Below are 23,138 nucleotides of genomic sequence, written 5' to 3' on the forward strand. Positions count from 1 at the left end.
CGGACCTGCAATCTGTTATTTATACCTTCCAGTCAAAACGGGTGCACAGCCATTCGCAGCTCAATTCAAACCAATGCGCCACATGGGGATAGTCATCTCCCACCTCCTGGGTGCACATGGACAGGCCGTGATGCCCATGCTCGAAAAGGTGGCATTCTGCCGGGACTCCATGCTCATACAGGCTTTTCACAAAGCGCATGGTATTGGTGACGCACACGCAGTCGTCATCCATGGTATGCCAGCAGAAAGCGGGCACCGTATCTTCGTCCACCTGGTTTTCCAGTGAAAAATAGGCTTCTTCCTCCTCCGTGCGTTCCGGGCCCAGAAGAGCGCTGAAGCTGTCATGCCACTCCGGATGAACCTCCTTTTGAGCGGAAATGACAGGATAGGAAAGGATCATGGCATCCGGACGGTTCTGCCGTCCCTCCGCCGGACAGAGGGCACGGAGTTTTTCGCTGTTCCAGTGGACTCCCAGGCTGGCTGCCAGATGGCCTCCGGCAGAGAAGCCGCAGACCGCGATTTTGGCGGGATCCACTCCGTATTCTTCCGCGTGCTCCCTGATATGTACCACACTTGCGGAAAGCTCGCATAATGGCGTAAAACCGGTTGCCGGACGCTCCATTTCCTTTCCTGTGGTACTGTAATAGAGGACAAATACCTGGAAGCCTTTTGCAAAATAAGCTTCCGCTATGGGATCCGCTTCCCTGTCGGAGCAGTATTTATAAGCCCCGCCGGGACATATCACCACACAGGGACGCGTCTTCCTGTGGGGCATTTCTTCAAAATAAGGGTGCAGGTAACCGGTCAGAAGGGTTCCGGAATCCTGCAGAGGATAAATTGAAATTGTTTTCATGTCTGCCATCACTCCTGTTATACTTATTTATCCATAAAGAAATGGAACCCACGCCATGCGCGGGTCCATTTCCTTTATACAATATCCTGTGTATGCCGTCAATACCGGCGGAAGGAATATACTTTTTTCCCGTATATCAGCCCTTTACTCCGGCGAAGGCAACGCCTTCCACAATATATTTCTGTCCGATGCAGTATACGATGATGATGGGGATAACCGAACACACCGTGCCTGCCATAATAGCGCCGTAATCCGCCGAGAACTGCTGCTGGAAGGACGCAAGGCCCAGCTGGATGGTTTTCAGCCTGTCGCTGTCCAGGTAAATCATGGGGCCCATGTAGTCGTTCCATACACTGTTGAAGGTGAGGACGGTAAGGGTCGCCAGACCGTTCTGGGACAGGGGAAGGATAATCCTGCGGTAAATGCCGAAGGTGGAGCAGCCGTCAATCTTCGCCGCTTCATGAAGGCTGTTAGGTATGCTCAGCATGTTCTGGCGCAGAAGGAATACGCCGAAGGCGCTGAATGCCTGCAATACAATGAGGGAAAGGTGGGTATTGTACATGCCGAACGCCTTAACCACGATGAACTGGGGGATCATGATGGCATGCCAGGGAACCATCATGGTTGCCAGGTAAGCCACAAATATTTTATCTCTTCCCGGAAACTGCAGCTTGGTAAATGCAAAGGCCGCAAGGGAGCAGGTGAACAGCTGGAGCAGGGTGATGATAACCGCCAGCTTCAGGGTGTTCAGAAAATACTGCAGGAAGGGTATGCTCTGCCATACTTTTTCATAATTCAGTGTCCGGAACACTTCCGGAATCCACTTTACGGGATAGGAGAAAATCTCCGAATTCAGCTTAAAGGAAGCGCTGACCATCCACACAAAGGGGACTAACATCGTAAATGCCACGATACAGCAGAAAAGGAAAATCAGGACAGTACTGATTTTTAATTTCTTTTTGTTCTGTTGCTGTGCTTGTTTTGCCATTGCGGACCTCCTTTAATCTTCGTTTACCCAGTTTTTCTGACCCTTCCACTGAATCAGGGTGATGATCAGAATGATAACAAACAGGAAGTAAGCGATTGCGGATGCATATCCCATCTTCCATTCACCGAATGCTTCCTTGTAAATGCGGAATACAAGCACACTGGTGGAGCGTCCCGGCCCTCCCTGCGTGGTTACGTTGATGATATCGAATACCTGGAAGGATGCGATAAAGCACAGGATAGCAACCATGAAGGTTGTGGGGGAAAGCATCGGCCAGGTCACATGCCAGAAAAGTTTCCATGAATTGGCACCGTCAATCTTCGCTGCTTCATACAAATGATTGGGAATGCTTTTCAAGCCGCCCATAAACATAATCATATAATAACCGGCCTGTTTCCATACTACTACGATGATTACCGTAAGAAGGGCCGTTTTGGTGGACATAAACCATTTGGGCAGATGCTCCTGGGCGATGCCGATAGCACGCAGCGCCTGGTTGACAGGTCCGTCCACGGGCTGGAAGAGCAGCATGGCAATACATCCGATAGCTACCATGGAAGTCAGGTTGGGGAAAAAGAACACGGTTTTGAAAAATCCGCCGCCAAACAGCTTCCGATTGAGTGCCAGCGCGAGTATCAGTGAAAATGCTATGGTAAGAGGTACGCTGACTACAGAGTATACCAGGTTATTCACAAGGGCCGCCTTGAACTGAGAGTCCCCGAACATTTTTAAATAATTGCTAATCCCTACAAATTTCCATTTGAAACCGTTGTAATCGGTAAAGCTGATTAAAAGTCCCAAAATGATCGGAATAGCTGTGAATATGAAAAATCCGATGAAGTTGGGGAGCAAATACAGGTATCCTGTGATAGCTTCTTTTCTTGCCGCCCTGCTCATCCGTTTCTTAGGCTGTTTCTTCACGGAAGCTGCCATGCTACATCTCCTCCTTTTTCACATATGCCCATACCCGCAGGCCGGCATATCATAGCCGCTAAAATCCGGCGCCCCTGTCAAAGGCGCCGGATTCACGCGGTTTCCTCAAGTACAATTTCTGTACTTTTGCTGTCTTAGTTCAAAATCTCGTCACGTAACTCGGCGTAATTGCTGAAGGTATCATCCAGTGACTGTTCGTCCAGCAGGTAGAGCTGCAGTTCCTGATTGTATGCTTCAATCAGAGAAGCATAACCTTCCTCACCCTTCTGCTCATCCAAAATCTTTGCAGAGAAACGGTACTCTACACCCGGAACATTAACCTGAGTCTTATATACTTCCATAGCTTCATCTGTCGTATAAGAAGGAACATCACTGTTTTCAGCAATAATAGAGGTTCCTTCCGGAGAGGTACAATAGAACTCGATGAACTTATATGCTTCATCCGGATGCTTGGAGGTAGAAGAAATTACCAGATAAGAGCTCTGTCCAACGCTGGATCCTTCTTCTTCGCCTTCAAAAATCGGCAGCGGAGCTGCGCCCCATTCAAAATCAGCTTCCAGCAGTCTGAACATCCAGTCACCGTTGATCATGGTGTAAATATTGCCTGCCTGGAAATAAGCCGTGATGTCAAAGGTACCGGAGGTCATTTCTGCAATTCCGGGTGCGCTTGCATCATCTACATACATACGGTGCTGAATCTGTGCAAATTCTTTTGTTCTTGTCAGGTTCTCATCATCAAGGTATTCGCCGGTAGGAATGGCTCCCAGGTTAGGAGTCCAGATAGGCATAAGGCCGCCCCAGTATTTGGTACCGTCTTCTTCTCCGGTCAGTTCCTTAATCAGATCAAGGTATTCATTCCATGTGAGATTTTCGGGATAATCAATGCCTTTTGCATCGAATAATTCTTTGTTGTAAAACAGCATCCAGCAGGAGCCGCTTGTAGGATATCCGTAAAATGCACCGTTTGCATCGGTTACACCTGCAAGAGAGGAATCCTTAATAGGGCTTAAATCCACACCGGTGCTTTCCGCATAGGGAGCCAAATCTACAAATGCACCGTTTTCTGTATACTGTGCCATCTGGGCAGGGGTACGAACCCAATAGATATCAGCATCTGTGGATCCGCCGGCCGTCATAACCTTAACCTTATCATCATAGTCGCCTTCTGCCACACTGTGTCCAACGACTTCAATATCACTGTTAGCTGCATTGAATGCCGCTATTTCTTTGGATGCCGTTTTCTCAAGGTCTGTGGAATAATAGAAGTTAATAACTGTCTTGTCTCCGCTTGCAGCCGCTTCGTTTCCTGCCGCTTCGCTCTGTGCTGCGGTGTCTCCTGCTGCTGCGCCAGAGCCTGCAGCGTTATCGGAAGAGCTGCTGCCGCATCCTGCCAGCATGGTAACTGCCATTGCTGCAGTAAGAAGAATGCTTAATGCTTTCTTTTTCATAATTGCCTCCTTTGAACTAAAACATCTCGTTTCGTGTTTCCTGATGATTTTATTATAACTGCTGTATCGATTCTGAAAAGTCACAAAAAATCTACACCTTTTAAACAAAAAAATAATCTTTGTTTTGTCTATTTTTCCTTGAAACACAGCGTTTTATACTTCTTATTTGCTCTAATCAATCAAAATAGACAATAAAAAGAGGATGAGATTTTCTACACCCACCCTCTGAAAGAAGTTATCGGAAAAAAGTCAACCGTGCCTTTTTCCTGTATTTTATTTTTGAAGAGCATTCCTCGTCTGCATATAATCCTTCATTGCCTGATCCAGGGATTTTTCCCCTTTCAGATAAGAAGTCGCCTCCCTGTCAAAGATATCCCTCATATCCTGGTAAAGCACGTGCTTGCCTTCTTCATTCTGCAGAATGGCATCAAAGAAAAATCCGGTCTGTGCAAAATCTACATTCTGCATATAGTTTTCTCTGCCGCTCTCCGTGAAGTAGGAGGGGAAGCAGTAACGGGCCGCAAGAATGGAGGCGCCTTCCTCCCCGCAGCAGAATTCCAGGAATTCAAAAGCATTCTCCGGATAACGGCTTTGGGAATAAACCGCAAGATAGGAGTTGCTTCCTATGGAGGTTCCCGCCTCCGCTCCGTTGGTCAGCGGAAGGGGCGCCGCATCCCAGCGGCAGTTTTCCGTTCTGGACGCCTCCAGGTTCTGCAGGATCTGTATCGTCCAGTCCCCGTTTATCATCATTCCTATTTTCCCGTCCAGGAAGGTGTCATAGCCCGGCGCATAGATTTCCTCCATTTCTGTCGGGTTCGGATGGCTGTGATCCTTGTTATAGAGACGATCCATCAATGTCAGGAAATCCATGGTCGCAGGCAGTTCATCATCATACAGGTATTCTCCCAGCTCCAGGGCGCCCAGATTGGGAACCCAGATCGGAAGATAACCGCCCCATCTGACATCGTCCGGATCGGTACCGTTGATTTTTACCGCCAGCTGTGCGTATTCCTCCCAGGTCATCTGTCCCGGATACTCCAGCTGAAGCTCATCGAAAATATCCTTATTATAAAATAGAAGCCATATATTCTGGATAAAGGGCAGGGAATAAATCCGCTCATCCAGCTGGACAATATCAAGGGACTGTCCGTATTTGGAAATATCCAGACTGCTGCGGGTTACCATATCGGAGAGATCATAGAGTCCGCCGGCTTCCGCCATCCGGTTGGACTTGGAGGGCTGGCGCAGCCATAGGATGTCCGGCTTTTCACCGGATTCCAGTACCCGGGCTATTTCATCCTCATAGTCTGAATCCTCCAGATAACGCATTTCCACCTCAGTGGTGCTGCTCTGTGCGTTAAACACGCTCACTAGATCCTCCATATAAGGAGCGCTGACCGTCACATCATAGCATATGATTTTTTGTTTTCCCAAAGGCTGTATTTCACCCGGTTCGGTATCCTGCCTGTCTCCGTCTTTTCCGCAGGACGCAAGCAGAAGGGCCGCTGATATCCCAAGCGCCAGAAGGGCCGGGGCTTTCCTTTTTCTTTTCATCTCGTATCCTTCAAGTCCATATTTTTTACATTATGGAGATAATCATAAATTTTGAGGTCATTCACAAGCTTAACCACCTCAGCCATGGAATCCAGGTCGAATTTCTTAAGAATATTATGGATATGTCTCTTCAGGGTGGTCATCTCCACGCAGCGCATGGAACAGATTTCCGAGCGTTCATAGCCCTGACGAAGAAGATCCAGAATATCGATTTCGGTCTGTGTCAGCTGAGTGACCAGCATGAGATTATACAGGAAGCTGTCTTCACTCTGTTTGACACGCTGGAATTCCCGGCGGATTTTCTCCGCAATCACCGGCCGGATCGGGGAACGGCCCGCATAAGCATCCTTCACACAGGTAATCAGCTCTTCCTGTTTGGAATTTTTGAGAACATAATCGGAAACACCCAGCTTGAATGCCTGGAATACATTTTCATCATCCTCATAGGAAGTGAGGATGATGATTTTTACCTCAGGATATTGGGAAAGGATCTGGCTGGCGGCATCCAGCCCCGCGGTCCTTGTTTCCATCTCAATGTCCATCAGTATGACATCCGGCTGGCAGAGCACGGTCTTCATCACCGCCTCGTATCCATTCTGGACGGCGGCCACCACCTCCAGCTCACTGTCCTTTTCCAGCAGTCTCTGGTATTTTTTTAATAGAGCGGGCATGTCCTCCGCAATCAGTACTTTAATCATTTCTGGCTCCCATCTGTACATTCCAATCAGCGGCGTTAAATGCGGCTTACCGGAAGATAAACATGAAATACGGTTCCCTTGCCCACTTCGCTTTCCACATCTATTTTGCCCCCGGAATCCGTAATTATTTTATGGGTCAGTGATAATCCCATCCCCCAGCTTTTCGTCATGGGCTTTGACGTAAAAAACGGGGTGAATATATTCACCATATCCTCTTTGGCAATCCCGCAGCCATTATCCGTTATTTCTATGATTCCCCATCTGCTGTCCTCAAGAAGCATAACCTGGATTTTTTTATTTTTTTCCTCCGTCTGCTTCAGGGCATCACAGGCATTATTTAAAAGGTTGATCAGGGCCTGCCTGATAAATTCTTCATCCGCAAAGACACAGGGGTCTTCCCCTGGCACGCTCACGGTCCATTCGATATCCGTTTCAGGCCGCGAACCCTTCAGTTCCTCCACAGTCTCCCTCACCAGGCCGCCAAGCTGCAGCTGCCTGAAATTCATGGTATTATCCCTGATGTGTCGGTGTATATCGTCAAGCCGTTCATAAAGGGCTTCGCAGTGCTCCACAAGAAGCGACTTATCCTCCTCGCTTTCCTGCAGCACTTCCAGGCTCTCCACCTCCGCCTGCAGGTTCAGCAGCTCATTTTTCATAAAATGACAGAATACCCGAGTGGACATATTGACCGCATTGATGTTTTGGGATACCTCCAGACTGTAGTTTTCCATTTTATTCCGGATCACATTCAGACGGTAGCTCCATGCGATCATGAGCAGGATAAACAAAAGTATGATATAAGGAAGAGCGCGGTACAAGGGGATATAGCTGTTCATAAAAAGGATTTTATACGTAACCACATCCATGGCCTTGGAATACTTTATCATCTGCATGGGCAGGCGTCCCATGAACATAAGGTAACAGAGTATCAGCATAAAATAGGAAAACAATACAATAATCAGGGACATTCTGTATACCTTAATGTGTGGCACCCGGATAATATTAAGCAGGATACTGCCAAGGCACATAAAAAGCAATATAAAATTGATTATGGAAATGGCCGCGCTGAAAATGCTCCAAAGCCGTTCAATGCCAGATACCGTCATATAACCCGGATACAGGAAGGAGTAGGTGCGGATATATACCGCCGGGCTGCATACCAGATATTCCAGCAGAAAGAAAAGCCCGATAACCGGATAAAGTTTTCTGTATTTCTTCCTTTCCTCCTGCTTCATAAAAGAAGCGGCAAATATCAGATTGCTGACCGTAAAAAAGATACAGCTCAGATTCAGGCAATTGATAATCGCCTCCTTGGAAATCTTCAGGGAATACAGCCTGGCGGCCATACCCCGGGGCACCAGGAAATACTTGAGGAAGATACTCAGGTTAAAGGAAGACTTGCAAAAATATAAAATAAAAAAACACAATGACGTTATAAAGAAAAACAGCACCAGAAACATGGACATCAGCTGCATGGTACGGTACTCGGAACGCGTGAACAGCAGCAGCACGATCACCACTGCGCACACAAGCATCAAATATATCATAAAAAGGCCCTCTTTGCCTGATTTTATCAGATCTTTTTTGTATCTTACAATAATTGGCCGGGGGTGTCAACGGAATGGGGATTGGACAGAGAATATTCATTATATATACGCATGATATTCTGCAGGAGATCCATATGCTCAAAGTCCTTATGGTACACCATATTGATTTCCCTGGTCATGCTCAGATTCTCTATGGGAAGTCCTATCAGCTTGCCCTTCTTCAGTTCGTTTGCACAGGCGCTTCTTGCCAGAATGGACACGCCGAAATCCCGGCGCACCAGATCCTTGATGGTAGCTACATTATCTACTTCCAGTATGACATTAAATTCATCCAAAGATACATTATTGCTTTCCAGATGAGAAATAAAAAGGTTCCTTGTTCCCGAATCCGGAAGACGCAGAATCAGGTTCTCTTTCCTGAGTTCATTCAATGTTACCATACTTTTCCGGGACAGGGGATTTTTATTGGATACGGCAAGGATCAGGGAATCTGTATCCAGCATTATGGTATTGAAATTGGAATCGGAAATACGGCCCTCCACAATGGCCAGATCTATCTCATAGGTTTTGAGCTTCATATAAAGATTATTTATGGTGTCAGAAATAATTGTTATGCGTGTTTTCTTACTCACACTGCTGTATCTGGCCAGGACCTCCACCATGATATTGCTCTCCGAGGTATGCGTGATCCCCACCGTTATCTTTCTGGCATGTTCTTTTTCTTCCTTCAGGCTCTGCTCCAGGTTCTGATACAGGCTGTCAATCCTTTTGGCATACTTGATGACAATCTCTCCCTCCCTGGTAAGCTTGAGATTTCCTTCTCCCCGGGCAAAAATCGTAACTCCGAGCTCCTTTTCCAGCTGCCTTACATGCTGGCTTACGGCAGGCTGGGTAAGAGACAGCTTTTTGGCCGCCTGGGTAAAGCTGTGCAGTTCGTTCACCATAAGCAGGGTGATGAGTTTGCTGTCGATCACGGAAATCCCTCCTTATAAATTTTTATGATGAAGTGGTTATAAATCATAATTTGCCTTTATGAATCTCGTTGATATAATTGTACCATAGAGGGGAAATATAGCAATACAAGGGGGAACTTTTCATGAAAGATTTTTACACAAGCCTGAACGAGTCAACACTCGTTCTGCTCTCCTTATCCATTATCCTGTTTGCGGGCTTTCTGCTCACCAGACTGACTAAAAGGCTTCATCTGCCTAATGTCAGCGGCTATATTCTTGCCGGTGTGCTGATAGGGCCGCAGGTTGCGTCGTTAGTGCCCGCTCATATTCTGTCCCACATGGGCTTTATCAGCGACGTAGCGCTTGCCTTTATCGCTTTCGGGGTCGGGAAATTTTTTAAGAAGGAAGTTCTTATGAAGACCGGCTGGAAGGTAGTGATAGTCACTCTTTGGGAATCCGTGCTGGCAGGTATCCTGATCACGTTAAGCATGCGCTTCCTTTTTCATCTGTCCTGGGACTTCTGTCTGATTCTGGGCGCCATCGCTACGGCAACGGCTCCTGCCAGCACAATGATGACCATCCGGCAGTACCGGGCCAAAGGGGATTTTGTAAATATCCTCCTGCAGGTGGTCGCTCTTGATGATGTGGTCTGCCTGCTCATATTCAGCGTTGTGGTTGCCGTTATCAACGCGGGCCGCAGCGGGCATGTCCGCGCAGGAGACGTGCTGCTGCCCATTTTTTATAATATCGCCGCTCTGGGAATCGGATTTCTGTGCGGTTATCTGCTTTCCCGGCTCATCACGCCCACACGAAGCAAGGATAACCGGCTTATTCTTGCCATTGCCATGCTTATGGGAATTTCAGGGCTGTGCTCCGCCTTTGATCTCTCCCCGCTGCTTTCCTGCATGGTATTCGGCGCTTCTTATATTAATCTGACGGAAGATAAGAAGCTGTTCCGGCAGGTGGATCGGTTTACGCCGCCTGTCCTCTCCATGTTTTTTATCGTATCGGGAATGAATCTGGATCTTACGGCGCTTAAAACGGCCGGTGTCATAGGTATCGCTTACTTCCTTATCCGGATCCTCGGGAAATACGGCGGTATGTATCTGGGATGTGCCATAACGGGCATGCCGGATACCCATAAAAAATATATGGGGCTGGCGCTGATCCCTCAGGCCGGCGTTGCCATCGGGCTCGCTTTCCTGGGGCAGAGGCTTCTCCCTGAAAACATCGGGAACCTGCTGCTGACCATCATTTTGTCCTCTTCCGTCCTGTATGAGCTTGTGGGGCCCGCCTGTGCAAAGATGTCCTTTTTCCTTTCCGGCACTATAAAGAGGGAAAAGGCTGCGGTTATTGAGAAAAGTGATGGGGCCGGTACGGCAAAGAAGGAAAAGGCTGCGGTGAACGCGAAAAACGAAGGGAAGGGAAAAGTGAAAAAATATCCGGATAAGAAATCGGTGAAGCATGCAATATAAGCTTTGCTTTATGGGAAGGAGGCCTGATAAGGAAGGCCCCTTCCCAATTTTGCGGCACAGGGACCGGGAATTATAACACGGTTTTATGTATTTTTATATTCTGTCATTTTACTACTTGCAGAATATGCGAAAGTACTATAGAATATATGTGTTGTCTTTGCGGCGGGATGCTGCCATACCGGTAACGGCACCCGTTTGTACAGCATGGAGATGTACCCAAGAGGTCGAAGGGACCGCACTCGAAATGCGGCAGGTCGGTTTCCCCGGCGCGTGGGTTCGACTCCCACCATCTCCGTTAGAAAGCCGGAAGCAGTGAACAAAACAGGCACGTTACAGAATTATTTATTCTGTAACGTGCCTGTTTGTGTTCTGAGCTTGAACTGGTTAACCAGACCTTTCAGCATCTGCGCCTGTCCGGAAAGCTCTTCGCTCGCAGCGGCGCTTTCCTCAGCGGTGGCCGAGTTGTTCTGCACGATACTGGAAATCTGCTCAACCCCCTGCGTCACCTGGACAATGGAAGCTGCCTGTTCGCCGGATGCCCTGGATATTTTTTCAACCACGACGACCACCTGTCTGGCACTCTCCACGACTTCTGTCAGCGTACGGGCCGTTTCATCCGCCAGTCTGGTCCCTGAATGTACGGCCTGTATCGTCCCTTCTATCAGCGCTGCCGTGCTCTTAGAGGCTTTCGCAGAGCTTTCGGCCAGGATACGTACCTCATCGGCTATGGCGGCAAAGCCTTTCGCCTCCGTACCGGCGCGGGCCGCTTCCACCGCGGCATTCAGGGCAAGAAGCTTGGTCTGGAAAGCGATGGCTTCTATAGTCTTAATAATTTCCCCGATTTGATCCGATTTATCGTTTATATCCTTCATTGCCGCGATCATCCTCTGCATCTGCCGGCCGCCCTCTTCGATTTTCATTCCGGCGGTTTCGGCCAGTTCACAGCCCTGCTGTGCATTTTGTGCATTTTCTTTAATCTGTGAGGATATCTCATTTATGGAATACGCTAATTCTTCCACAGAGGAAGCCTGATCAATTGCACCCTGTGCCAATGTCTGTGCACCGGAGGAAACCTGGTCACTGCCGGAAGATACCTGATCGGATGACTGATTGATCTGTCCCATTGTAAAATTCAGCTTATCAATGATCTGATACATGGAAGCCGCAAGCCCGTAAAAATCTCCGATATAAAGCTCCTTAGACTGGGATTCCACTGTAAAGTCACCGTTTCCTAATGCCGCAAGCCCATTCCCTATATCGTTGATAATGCCTTTGAACATTTTTATCAGGGTGCGAATGCTGTCGGACAGATTACCCAGCTCATCTTCCGATTGGTACTCTATCGACACCTCCAGATTACCCGCCGCCATTTTTTCCGCGGTGTCCCTGATTTCTTCTATCGGCCTGCGTATTCCATTGGATATGTAGAGCCCCAGCAAAGCCGCCAGAACTATAGTAAGTACAATAATTACGACAACCACCAGCATGGAGGTCATCTGCAGCTGCTGACCCTGGATTACCATTTTCTTTGCATTGGCTGCGGCCTGTGTTGAAATTTCATCCAATGTGTCCGCCATCTGATTCAGCAAAGGGATATAACTTGTTTTCATCAATGCGAACGCTTCCTCATTCTTCATTACTTCCGCCAATTCAAAAACCTGATCCCGATAAATTACAGCCTCCGCCAATATGGATTCCACCTCATCCATCAGTGTCATATCCCCTTTAAAGCGTTCCCGGATATGGGGAAGAACGGCCCGCATTTCAGCGAGTGCGGCGGCGGCATTGTCCAGAGCAGCCTGTGCTTCCTCCCTGTCTGTCTCCAGCAGGGCTTCCAGGATATCCGCCCGTGCATACTGCATCTTGTGTTTGGCCGTCCAGACATTGACTGTCACATTATAATTATTATCGTAAAAGCTTGTCAGATTACCGCTGATCCGCTTCATCATGATCAGCGCGGCAACACTGGCCGCAAGGCAAAGTATAATGATAACCGTGTATGACAGAAGCATCCGTGACCTGATTTTCATATTCTTCAGCATTTGGTACTCCTTCCCCGAATAGGCTATAGGTTTTATTATAGATACCTTATCCAAAATTAGCAAGAGCTTTTATTTTTTCTGTGCTATACTAAGAATAGCTTATTAGCGAGGTGATAATAATGGAACAGGAAAGCAGGCTCTATAAAGTGATTTACCAGTCCGTCCTGACACAGATTTACAGCGGCGTTCTCCGTTACGGACAGGTATTTCCCAGCCAAAATGAGCTCTGTCAGCGGTATCAGGTGGGAATTACCACCATCCGGAAGGTAATCCGTATGCTGGAGCAGGAGGGCGTAATCCATAGCTCCTCCGGAAAACGTGCTGTCGTCTGTTTCGATGAAAGTGAACAAACCTATATCCTGTCATTGATGCAAAGACGGGAAAGCATCCTGGATATTTACAAGGGCCTGGAATTAATGATGCCGTCCCTTTATGCAGCGGGAGCAATGCTCTGCTGCAATTTGGATACATATGAAGAATCTTTCTTTTCCGCCGGCAGTCAGGACATCAACGAGCGGAATGCCATTTCTTTTTTTACGGAAATGCTTCTGCCCTACCAAAATCAGATTGTGCTGGATCTTCAATCCGACATGGAGCACTACGCGCGATATCCTTATGTTATGCAGTCCCGGCTGGAAAATCCCTTCGCCGCATCTGCAGAATTCATCAGGCATAATCTCCCTGTCTTCCTGGACATGGCAAAGCATAAGGAACTTGAAGCCTTAACCGCACGGCTGGAGCTGATGTACCGTAATGCAGGGGAACAGGCGGGGATTTATCTGAGTGAAATACAGAAAATCGTTCCGGATTCCGGGGAACGGGTGGATTATCAATGGTTCAGGGGGAAAAACCGCTCCCCCCTTTATGCAGCAGTTGCACAAAACCTATACCGGCGCGCTCTGTTGGGAGAATTCAATAACCGCACTTATTTTCCGTCGGAACCGGAGATCATGCGTACCTACAAAATATCAAAGTCCACCGCCGCCAAGGCGATGGCTCTGCTCAGTGATATCGGCCTTATCCATACCATAGAAAAGAAGGGAACCGTGCTGAGGAGTTCGGAGGAACTGACCCCGGTACGCATAGAGCAAAATATCATTGCCGACAATCTGACCCTTTTTCTGAATGTCCTGCAAATCCTGGCGGTCTGTTCTCAAAAGCTGTCTTTTGCCGCATTTCTGCCACTGGATGATTCTGCACTTGCGGATTTGGCCGCCGAATGGGAAGCAAGTCCGCTGAGCCGGACAAGCTCCGGGATCATACATATCCTTACATCTTTTCTGAAAGCACATATGCCGGTTAAATGTCTGGAAAACATTCTTGCACAATTTGATGATGCCCTGATTTGGGGGCATTATCTGGATCGGCCCTATGTAATAGATGAGCAGTGCGCGGTTTTGGCACAGGAGGGCTTTGAGCAATTCGAGCTTGCCCGTGAATCACTCAGGAAATCCGACCGGGAGAACGCTTCGGTTTCCATCCAAAGGACCTTCCGGGCCATATATTTGGATGCCCGTCTATATACATTGATCTGCTTTAAGGATTTGGCCTCTGTTCCTGCAGAAATATAACGGACTTTAAGTAAATGACGGCATGATCTGAAATATCCCCCCGGGATTCCATATTTTTTAAACACGGAATCCTGGGAGGATATTTTTTCCTGTCTTTTCTTTTTATAATTATAACCGCTTATACAAGCAGGTCCTCCAGAGTCGCAAGCAGCCTGTCTACTTCTATCGGTTTGGAGACATGGGCGTTCATACCCGCACGCAGCGCTTCGCGCACATCTTCGGCAAAGGCATTGGCAGTCATGGCTACTATGGGAATACTCCCTGCATCCGTACGATCCATCCCGCGTATTTCCCGGGATGCCTCATACCCGTCAAGCTTCGGCATCTGGATATCCATGAGAATGATATCATAATAACCCTCCGGGGAATCCGCAAACATGCGGACAGCCTCTTCCCCGTCACAGGCCGTGTCGATCTCCATCTCCGTGCATTTCAGCATCTCAACGGCTATTTCCCGGTTCAGTTCGTTATCTTCAGCCAGCAGAAGCCTTTTCCCCCTGCAGCAGCCTGCCTTATCTCTTACAGGGACGGAACCTTCGGAGGACACAAGTCTGTCCGGAGTCCGGAGTGTTTTTTCCTCATTCTTAAGCAGCCGGAAAGTCACCGTAAAGACTGAGCCTTTCCCCGGACTGCTCTCTATCCGGATATCCCCGTTCATCATATCCACAATATTTTTGGTAATGGTCATTCCCAGCCCGGTTCCTGCAATTTTCTCCACATCGCTGTCCCGGGACCGTTCAAACGGATTAAAAATCTTTTTCAGGAATTCCTCTGACATGCCGATTCCCGTATCCGCACAACGGAAAATAAAGCTGCCATATCCAAGCTTCAGTCCGTCCTCCTGCCATACATCTATATATATCCGTCCTCCGGCAGGCGTATATTTCACGGCATTGCTCATAATATTCACAAATACCTGGCGCAGGCGCAGCGGATCTCCCATTACGGTATCCTCCTCAAGCTCCGGAATATTGGCTGTCAGTTCCAGCCGCTTTTCCTCTGCCTGAGGCCTTATTAATTCCACTGCATCCAGTACCAGACGGGAGAAAAGGAAGGCTTCTTCTCTTAAGGCCAGTTTCCCGCTCTCTATTTTGGAAATATCCAGAATATCATTAATAAGCCCAAGCAGATGGCTGCTGGACAGGCTGATTTTATCCAGACAGTCCTCTATACGGCTCCTGTCGTCCAAATGTGACCGGGCGATGGTAGTCATCCCGATGATACCGTTCATGGGAGTACGGATATCATGGCTCATATTGGAGAGGAAGTTACTCTTTGCTTCATTGGCGGAACGGGCGGTGTCCAGGGCATTCTGCAGAACCTGTCTCTGCTGTTCTTCTTCGTATTTCTGGTCATCGATACAGCGGGCAAGAAAAATAGCCAGCCTCTCTTCCGTATATGGATTGTCTACATGAATTCTCTGAAGCAGTACCCAGTGGTACTCATTATCGGAAAGCAGAATGCGGCACTGGGCAAAAACCTCCGTGGAATGTGAAACCGATGCCTGAATGATTTGCCCGGCGGCGAAGCGTGAGCGGAATTTTTCCTTATAATCCGGATGCAGCCTTTCATTCACAAAGTCCAGCAGGCCTGAATAGCTGCTGTAATTCTGAAGCCCCTCCAGAAACCCGGGCTTCACATAAATCGTTTTCAAAGTATCTGCCGTCAGATTTACACTGAGGATTACGGCATGAGTATCGGAAATTGCGCGTATTAATGTACTGCGCTCCAAAAGCTTCTCTTTCTTTTCCTCCTCCTGGGCCAACTTCTCCGATGTAATATCATGGAAGGTGGCTATGAGGATCGGTTCTCCCTCTTCATCCAGCATCTTTTCAATAATGCCTGCCGCCCAGAACCAGGTACCGTCCAGCCGCCGGAAACGACTTACATATGAAATCTTCTGTTCCTTTTCCATGGCTTCCTGAAAACAGGGCTTTGTGCTCTCCCAGTCGTCAGGGTGAATCAGCTCCCTGAGCTTTTTTTCCCTGAGTGCATCATTGGATGCATATTCCGGGTAATTCAGAAGGCGCAGGCCCTCATGGTTAATCTGGATAAAACGAAAGGGCGTATCCCTGGAAATCAGGGCTACTCCTTCCGGTACCGCGTTGTAAAGGTGGTCGATATAGGCCGCCTGGGTACGCAGCTTATGATAGGTTCTTTTCATCTGGAGAATATAAACGAGGGCAAGCATGATAATCGCCAGTGAAACTGCCGCCACAAAGAAGATTGTCCTTCGCAGAATATCATAGGTCTGCGCACTCACCACTTTCTCAGGAATAATAGAAAGCAGATACCAATCCGAAAAGCCCTTCATTGGAACATAGCAGAAAACCGCATCAGCATCCCCATAGGCAAAAACCGCCCAGCCGCTTTTACCGGAAACCAGAGCCTGACGGAATTCTTCCATTGCCCGGCTGTCGTTCTTTCCCGCAGGAAGCATATCAAAAATATTTTTCACCGTTTTATTGCTGCCCGGATGAGGCGAACGGATCAGAACATCCCCGCCGGTATTTATAATATAGGAAAAACCGGCATTATTATAAAAGGAAAGACTGAACTCACCGGCAATAGCCGCCACGTTATATTCTTTCACCAGATAATTTATGCTTCCGTCCGCAAGCTTTACCTGCGTATAAAAATCGAATACATTAACACCGGTACTGCTGCTGATATGAGGGTTTACTATCCCGTATTCCATAAGGAACTGATCCGCTATATACTGATCCGGGCCATTCTTTTCCGGCACGCAGGTTCCGTCCTGTAGATACAGGCTTACGCCATTCTCCATTTTGGAAAATTCAGTTACAATATCCATGACGCTTTCCCTTGCGTCAGCCGGAAGCTTTTCCAGATATCTTTTTATGGAAACAATAGAAGAAAAATCTTCCCTGAGCTGAATGTTCAGAGCATTTTCCCCCTGCCGCGTGCTTTCGATGATTGTACCGACAGACTGCTCCCACAGCTGATCCCTTACCTCATTTACAAAGGTAAACGTGAGAATCCCCAGCAGGATGCCGACTGCGGCAACAGCAAAAAGGAACCATCTTCTTAACTGTACCTCATTATTTTTCATCGCCCCGCCTCTCCTGCTTCCGCCTGTTCATCCAGCCATTCCAGAACCTCCGGCAATTCTTCACCGGAAAGCAGCTTTACCGCACATTCCGCAGTGAGATCCCAAATCGGTACTTTGAGATCACTGTCTGCGCCTATTACCGTTCTTTCCTCCTGATACATGTCAATCAGCGGCTGAATCTCCTTCGAGGAAGCCGGCGCGCCTCCTGTCAGAGGGCTGAAGGAACACTGATTATCGGCAAATTTCCGGATGTTTTCCTGTCCGGTAAAATACTCCACAAATTTCTTTGCTTCTTCTTTATATCGGCTGTCCTCATTAACCGCAATGCGGGTATCCGCATTAATCACAAGCACCGAGCCCTGCTCCAATACCGGATATGGCACCACCGTAAAACGGAGCTCCGGAGCCATAGCCTTAACACGATCGGCCGCCCAGCCGCCTGTCAGCATAAAAGGGGCGTTTCCCTGTGCAAACAGTTCCAGATCCTCAGAGGTCTTTTTCGTGACAAGGGCTTCTTCCGAATTGATATAGCCTTTCTTTAAAAATGCTTCCGCGACGGAAAAACCATCCTTCAGGTATTCCCCCAGTGATTCTTCCCCTCTGTTTATTCTGCCGAATACCTCCTTCTGGCTGCCTTCCTGGTACAGACAGTAAAAGCTGCGGCCTATGGCAAGGGTTTTCAGGGATATATCGTTGTTTGCAATAACAGGGGTAATTCCCATGCCCTTAAAATAATCACACACGGCCTCCCATTCAGGAAGGGTTTCCGGCACCTTCTGACCGTTTTCTTCCAGCAGATCCAGATTGCAGTACAACCCAAAAGCGGAAACGGTGGTGGGCACCCAGTAGATTTCTCCCTCATCACTCATCTGATCCAGAATCCGTACGGTAAAATCAGGAATGGTACTGAGGCCGGACAGCTCGCAAAGCTTTCTTTCCTCCTCCAGCTGCAGCGCCGTATCATGATTTACCATAAAAATATCGTCCCCATTCCCGGTTTCCATCCGTTTCATGAGGGCATCATAATAATCATTTCCCTTCAGGCTTTCATAGGAAATATAGATATCCGGATTTTCCTCCATAAAAGAGGTGAGTATTTCCTCAATTACCACCACATTTTCCGGTTCATATTTATTCCCGAAAAAAGTGATTTGTGCCTCAGGCTCTGCTATATCCGGATAGGTTTCCACCTTTCCCTGACGGCCGCAGCCGGCAGTTAAAAATACCGGCAGCAAAACTGCAGCTATCCACTTTTTTCCTTTTATCCCTTTTTTCTTCATACAGAATGTCTTTCCGGGTGAGGATAACATATATTTACACAGCATCCCGGAGCCTTTTCTTTTGATATTAAGGATATTGTATCAGAAAAACTCCCGCAATAAAAGGGAACTTTCGATTAACGATGTTTCCAGACATGGCTGGGCTGGGCCCGATAAGTCGGGTAACGCAGGAGCAGAGTTTTTAAGGCGGCCCAGTTAAAGGGATACAGAGGCCAGAAGTAGCTTGCCCCGGCGAATGTGGGAGTCGTGATCACGGAAAGCAGGACCAGAATCAGCCCGCCTATAAAACCCCACAGCCTGAAAACAGCGGTCATTAATATGATAAATATACGGTAGACGCGGATGGCGTCACCGAATTCCATACTGGAAAGAGCGACGCTGGTAAGCAGTGTGATAGACGCATAAAATAACACTTCCACCGTAGCCCAATTCAGGCTGACCGCAATATCCCCGATAATAAGACCGCCTACAATGGACAGAGAGCCGGAAAAACGGCTGGAACTTAAGGAGGCGGAGTTCTTAAACAGATCCAGGCCGAATTCCACTATCAGCACATAGAAAATCAGGTTTATGGGGGGAATCCTTCCTGATGTAAGCAGCTTCCATTTATCGGACAGCTCCGGATAATAGGCCGTTATCAGAAGGAAAAGGGGCATCAGAAGCAGGCTTATAAAAATACAGCCGAAACGTACCAGACGAAAATAATTTCCCACCACCGGGCTTTTATAATAATCTTCCGGGCTCTGGGTAAACTGAAATATAGTACAGGGCAGGATCAGCGTCTCCGGCGAATTATCCACGACAAGCAGGATATACCCCTCCATAAGATAGCTGCAGGCGACATCCGGACGTTCCGTACTGTGCAGGCTCGGCAGCGGATTATACCATCTTTTATGCACCAGCAGCTCTTCCAGGCTTTTTGTTCCCATAGTGAGCGAAGTAACCTCCAGGCTGTCCAGCTTTTTCCGTAAGGTATCCAGCAGTTCTTCATTCACCGAGCCCTTTACATAAGCAATGGCTACATCCGTCTTGCTTTCCGTACCCACACTTTTCACTTCAAAGGTAAGCCTGGGGGAACGGATACGGCGCCGTATCAGATTGGTATTAAACAGCATGGTTTCCACAAAACCATCCCTTGAGCCCCTGGTAACCTTTTCCGTGTCAGGCTCGTCGATACCTCTGGCAGGATACGTCCGGACATCCATGATAATAGCCTGGTCAAATCCGTCTATCAGCAGAACTGACGGACCGCTCAGGATATTTTTTACGATTTCATCCCAGTCCTCCGTCAAGGAGACCTGGGCATAACCGATTTTGGCATTCATGTAATGCCTGATATCTTCTATACAGGAATCCTTCATATATAAAGGGTTCTGAAGATCCGAAAAAATCTGCTGGAGTATTTCCGTCCTGCAGAATCCGTTGATTCCGATCCAATAGCCTCTTGTTTCCCCCAGGAATAAATCCCTGGTTATCATGTCAAAGCTGGTGCCTATGGGCAGAATCTCTTTTGCAGTCTCTATGTTTTCGTCTATCTGCGAAGAAAGCTTTCTCATATATTTACTCCCATCTGTCCGTTAAGCGGACAAGCTGTCTTTTGCAGCCGTCCAGATACCTGGACTTCCGCTGTTTCATTCCTACCGGATAGTATGTGCCGCCGGCAAAATCCCTATACTTCCGATAGCTTTTAAAAAATTTCAGAAATTTTATATTCTCCCCTTGACAAGCCTTTCTGTACACGCTATAGTTACAGTATAAACTGTAATTAGAATTTTTACAGAATAAAAATACAAAAGACAGGAGGATATGAATATGTCTGTTACAGCAATAGGAAAAGTAAATTTTGATAAAGAGGTACTGCAGTCTGAGCTTCCGGTCCTGGTGGATTTCTGGGCCCCCTGGTGCGGATACTGCCGGAGACTCAGCCCGGTTATTGATCGGCTTGACGCTGCATACGAAGGACGGCTGTCCATCCGTAAAGTGAATATCGATGAGGAACCGGAACTGGCGGATACGTATGAAGTGGAGACCATACCCACTCTGTATTTATTCCAAAAAGGCAAAACCCCCGTATCTGTCATAGCTCCCCAGGCCAAGTCACAGGTAACGGACTGGCTGAAGGAAAACGGCGTGGATTAAGCAGATATCATGTTCTATAGAAAGAAGGGTTAACAAATGAAAAAAGAACTCTACGATGTGGTAATTATAGGAGGCGGCCCCGGCGGATACTCCGCCGCACTGTATTGTGCCAGGAACGGATACTCCGTACTCGTTCTCGAAAAGCTTTCCGCAGGAGGCCAGATGGCTACCACCGGCCAGGTGGACAACTATCCCGGCTTCGACGAAGGAATCGACGGCTTCGAGCTGGCTGAAAAAATGCAGAGAGGTGCGGAACGTTTCGGAGTGGAAACTGAATATGCCGAGGTGAACTCCGTGGATTTAAGCCCTGCGATCAAAAAAATCACTACCTCCTCCGGAATCGTCTCAGCAAGAAGCATGATTGTAGCTACCGGCGCTTCCCCGAGAGAACTGGGCCTCCCGGAAGAATCTTCCTTACGCGGTAGAGGCGTGGCATACTGCGCCGCCTGTGACGGCCAAATGTACCGCAGCAAAACAGTTGCCATAGCCGGAGGCGGAAACAGCGCCGCGGCCGACGCCCTTCTCCTTTCCAAAATATGCGCCAAGGTTTACCTTGTCCACCGCCGCGACAGCCTCAGAGCCTCCCGCATCTATATGGAACCCCTGAAAAACAGCGGCGTGGAATTCGTATGGGACAGTAAAATCACAGAAATTCTCCACGATAAACGTGTATCCGGAATCCGCGTGGAAAATGTAAAAGACAAGACCACCAGAGAAATTCCCGTTGACGGCGTCTTCGTCGCAATAGGCCGGGTTCCCGATACCGAATTATTCAAAGGCCAGCTGGATCTCGATCCCCACGGCTATATCATAGCCGATGAAAGTACCCGCACCAACATCGAAGGCGTTTTTGCCGTAGGAGACGTGCGTACCAAAGCGCTGAGACAGATTGTGACAGCCGCCGCGGACGGAGCAAACGCATCCCATTACGTAGAAGAATATCTGATGTGAACTATTTTCTCCAATAACGCGGAGGGGAAGGGAGTATGATTCCGGCCCCGTATCCCTGGCGCTGCATTCGGCTGCCTCCCTGCCCGGAGCCTCTGCGCCCTCCCTCCCCTGCCCTGTGGGATTCCTTATGTATCATACGGTACAGACAAAAAAAGGTGCTGTTTCTAACTGTTTTGTCCCTATCCTTTACTGCCAACGCGGCTGAACTCCTCCCTGCGGTCGTCGTAGCGACTTTAGTCGCTTACATCGCCGCTAAGGACGGGCAGTAAAGGATAGGATCAAAACAGTAAGAAACAGCTACCTTTTTTTGAGATGCACCGTATGATACATAAGGAATCCCACAGGGCAGGGAAGGGAGGGCGCAGAGGCTCCGGGCAGGGAGGCAGCCGAATGCAGCGCCAGGGATACGGGGCCGGAATCATACTCCCTTCCTATATTTATGCCATCATCTGTAAAAGAGTGAGGATATCACCTCTGTTCATAGGATAGAAGGAGCCGCAGGTGTGGGTTCCTTTATTTGTCATAAGATCCGCAATCAGTTCGAATTTTTCTGTACCGATACCGGCTTCGCTTAAGGTTAGCGGCAAACCGGATTCATTTATGAGGGAGCGAAGTCTTTTTATGCCTTCTTTTGCTGTTTCCCGGGGGTTTTCAAAATTCATTTGTGCGTTCCAGACGCGGACTGCCATCTGGGCCAGCTTGGGGATACATTCCTGTTTGTCAGATAAAAATTCCATCCAGGCGGGGAAGGAGATGGCAAGGCCTGCTCCGTGGGCGATGTCATAAAAGCCGCTGATTTGGTGTTCCAGGCCGTGGTTGAACCAGTCCTGCTGTCTGCCGCAGCCGGTCATGTCGTTCTGGGCCCAGGTTCCGCATAGCATGATTTCGGCTCTTGCGTCATAATCCCGGGGGTTTTCCAGTGCTTTGGGCAGGTTGTGGATTACGGTGGCCAGGATTCCTTCCGTTACGCGATCTGTCATTTCCACATTTGGGGTCCTGGTGAAATATCTTTCCATGGCGTGGGCCATGATATCCATGCAGCCGCATGCGGTTTGGTAGGGAGGAAGGGTGAAGGTCAGTTCTGGATTCATGATGGAGAAAACAGGGCGCATTAACGGGGAGCCGAAGCCTGTTTTCATGGGAATGGTTTCATCGGAAATGACGCAGCTGTCGCTTTCTTCGCTGCCTGCGGCGGGAAGGGTAAGGATATCTGCAACGGGGATTCTTTTTTCTCCGGGTCTGGTTTTACCGGAAATCAGATCCCATACATCACCTTCATAATAAACACCGAAAGACATGGCTTTACAGGTATCAATAACGCTTCCGCCTCCTACAGCCAGAAGGAAATCAATATCTTTTTCCCGGCAGATTTCAACCCCTTTTCTTACCAGGGATACTCTGGGATTAGGGACTACGCCAGGTAATTCCTCGAAAAAAAGACCGGCTTCCTTCAGCGCATGAATCACTTTATCATACAGGCCGTTTTTCTTTATGGAAGAGCCTCCGTAAACGAGAAGGACTCTGGATGCACCGTACTTTTTCAGTTCTTCTCCTACGCACAGTTCTTTATCTTTTCCGAAAATCATCTTTGTTCCGCATTGAAATTCAAATCCGTTCATTGCTGCTCCTTTTC

The 23,138-nt window shown here is 48.2% G+C and carries 17 protein-coding genes and 1 tRNA gene; 5 read left to right on the top strand and 13 right to left on the bottom strand.

Annotation, left to right across the window (positions count from 1 at the left end):
* Positions 1–19: 19 nt before the first annotated feature.
* The 8 genes from BLA28_RS21000 to BLA28_RS21035 all read right to left on the bottom strand — a co-directional run bounded on the left by BLA28_RS21000 (position 20) and on the right by BLA28_RS21035 (position 8,995).
* Complete coding sequence (locus BLA28_RS21000) at positions 20–853, bottom strand: alpha/beta hydrolase (RefSeq protein WP_069158796.1); 834 nt, start codon at positions 851–853, stop codon at positions 20–22.
* A gap of 136 nt (positions 854–989) precedes the next feature.
* Positions 990–1,841, bottom strand: coding sequence for a carbohydrate ABC transporter permease (locus tag BLA28_RS21005; protein WP_044970415.1), 852 nt, complete (start codon positions 1,839–1,841; stop codon positions 990–992).
* A gap of 12 nt (positions 1,842–1,853) precedes the next feature.
* Positions 1,854–2,774: a carbohydrate ABC transporter permease gene (locus BLA28_RS21010; protein ID WP_044970417.1), complete on the bottom strand. Its 921-nt coding sequence runs from the start codon at positions 2,772–2,774 to the stop codon at positions 1,854–1,856.
* Positions 2,775–2,908: 134 nt separating this feature from the next.
* Positions 2,909–4,222 (bottom strand): ABC transporter substrate-binding protein, encoded by a 1,314-nt coding sequence (locus BLA28_RS21015; protein WP_069158777.1) that lies wholly within the window; start codon positions 4,220–4,222, stop codon positions 2,909–2,911.
* A 273-nt stretch (positions 4,223–4,495) separates the two neighbouring features.
* The gene (locus BLA28_RS21020; protein ID WP_069158776.1) at positions 4,496–5,776 is read right to left on the bottom strand and encodes an ABC transporter substrate-binding protein; all 1,281 of its coding nucleotides are present in this window, start codon (positions 5,774–5,776) and stop codon (positions 4,496–4,498) included.
* The gene (locus BLA28_RS21025; protein ID WP_044970423.1) at positions 5,773–6,474 is read right to left on the bottom strand and encodes a response regulator transcription factor; all 702 of its coding nucleotides are present in this window, start codon (positions 6,472–6,474) and stop codon (positions 5,773–5,775) included. The genes BLA28_RS21020 and BLA28_RS21025 overlap by 4 nt, the downstream gene beginning before the upstream one ends.
* 35 nt (positions 6,475–6,509) lie before the next feature.
* Positions 6,510–8,021: a sensor histidine kinase gene (locus tag BLA28_RS21030; RefSeq protein ID WP_069158775.1), complete on the bottom strand. Its 1,512-nt coding sequence runs from the start codon at positions 8,019–8,021 to the stop codon at positions 6,510–6,512.
* Between the two features lie 44 nt (positions 8,022–8,065).
* Positions 8,066–8,995, bottom strand: coding sequence for a LysR family transcriptional regulator (locus BLA28_RS21035; RefSeq protein WP_044970427.1), 930 nt, complete (start codon positions 8,993–8,995; stop codon positions 8,066–8,068).
* Between the two features lie 122 nt (positions 8,996–9,117).
* Here BLA28_RS21035 and BLA28_RS21040 point away from each other — a divergent pair, with 122 nt between their 5' ends.
* Positions 9,118–10,449, top strand: coding sequence for a cation:proton antiporter (locus tag BLA28_RS21040; RefSeq protein WP_044970428.1), 1,332 nt, complete (start codon positions 9,118–9,120; stop codon positions 10,447–10,449).
* A 206-nt stretch (positions 10,450–10,655) separates the two neighbouring features.
* Positions 10,656–10,744: transfer RNA gene (locus BLA28_RS21045), tRNA-Ser, on the top strand.
* 43 nt (positions 10,745–10,787) lie between these two features.
* Here the strand turns inward: BLA28_RS21045 and BLA28_RS21050 are convergent.
* Positions 10,788–12,491, bottom strand: a complete 1,704-nt coding sequence (locus tag BLA28_RS21050) for a methyl-accepting chemotaxis protein (RefSeq protein WP_069158774.1) — start codon at positions 12,489–12,491, stop codon at positions 10,788–10,790.
* A 119-nt stretch (positions 12,492–12,610) separates the two neighbouring features.
* On the opposite strand from BLA28_RS21050, the gene BLA28_RS21055 reads away from it, so the two are divergent.
* Positions 12,611–14,062 (top strand): GntR family transcriptional regulator, encoded by a 1,452-nt coding sequence (locus BLA28_RS21055; RefSeq protein WP_069158773.1) that lies wholly within the window; start codon positions 12,611–12,613, stop codon positions 14,060–14,062.
* A gap of 118 nt (positions 14,063–14,180) precedes the next feature.
* Here the strand turns inward: BLA28_RS21055 and BLA28_RS21060 are convergent, their stop codons facing one another.
* The 3 genes from BLA28_RS21060 to BLA28_RS21070 all read right to left on the bottom strand — a co-directional run bounded on the left by BLA28_RS21060 (position 14,181) and on the right by BLA28_RS21070 (position 19,971).
* Positions 14,181–17,135 (bottom strand): ATP-binding protein, encoded by a 2,955-nt coding sequence (locus tag BLA28_RS21060; RefSeq protein WP_069158772.1) that lies wholly within the window; start codon positions 17,133–17,135, stop codon positions 14,181–14,183.
* Complete coding sequence (locus BLA28_RS21065) at positions 17,132–18,415, bottom strand: ABC transporter substrate-binding protein (RefSeq protein WP_069158795.1); 1,284 nt, start codon at positions 18,413–18,415, stop codon at positions 17,132–17,134. Before BLA28_RS21065 ends, BLA28_RS21060 begins: the two co-directional genes overlap by 4 nt.
* Before the next feature lie 116 nt (positions 18,416–18,531).
* The gene (locus BLA28_RS21070; protein WP_069154916.1) at positions 18,532–19,971 is read right to left on the bottom strand and encodes a spore germination protein; all 1,440 of its coding nucleotides are present in this window, start codon (positions 19,969–19,971) and stop codon (positions 18,532–18,534) included.
* 256 nt (positions 19,972–20,227) lie between these two features.
* On the opposite strand from BLA28_RS21070, the gene trxA reads away from it, so the two are divergent.
* Together trxA and trxB are read left to right on the top strand one after the other, a co-directional pair.
* Positions 20,228–20,554 (top strand): thioredoxin, encoded by a 327-nt coding sequence (trxA, locus tag BLA28_RS21080; protein ID WP_071699391.1) that lies wholly within the window; start codon positions 20,228–20,230, stop codon positions 20,552–20,554.
* Between the two features lie 36 nt (positions 20,555–20,590).
* Positions 20,591–21,505: a thioredoxin-disulfide reductase gene (gene trxB, locus BLA28_RS21085; protein ID WP_069158769.1), complete on the top strand. Its 915-nt coding sequence runs from the start codon at positions 20,591–20,593 to the stop codon at positions 21,503–21,505.
* A gap of 437 nt (positions 21,506–21,942) precedes the next feature.
* Here the strand turns inward: trxB and BLA28_RS21095 are convergent, their stop codons facing one another.
* Positions 21,943–23,124 (bottom strand): iron-containing alcohol dehydrogenase, encoded by a 1,182-nt coding sequence (locus BLA28_RS21095; protein ID WP_069158768.1) that lies wholly within the window; start codon positions 23,122–23,124, stop codon positions 21,943–21,945.
* Positions 23,125–23,138 lie beyond the last annotated feature (14 nt).

Origin of the sequence: Eisenbergiella tayi, assembly GCF_001881565.1 — a bacterium.
In the GTDB taxonomy this organism is placed as follows: Bacteria; Bacillota; Clostridia; order Lachnospirales; family Lachnospiraceae; genus Eisenbergiella; species Eisenbergiella tayi.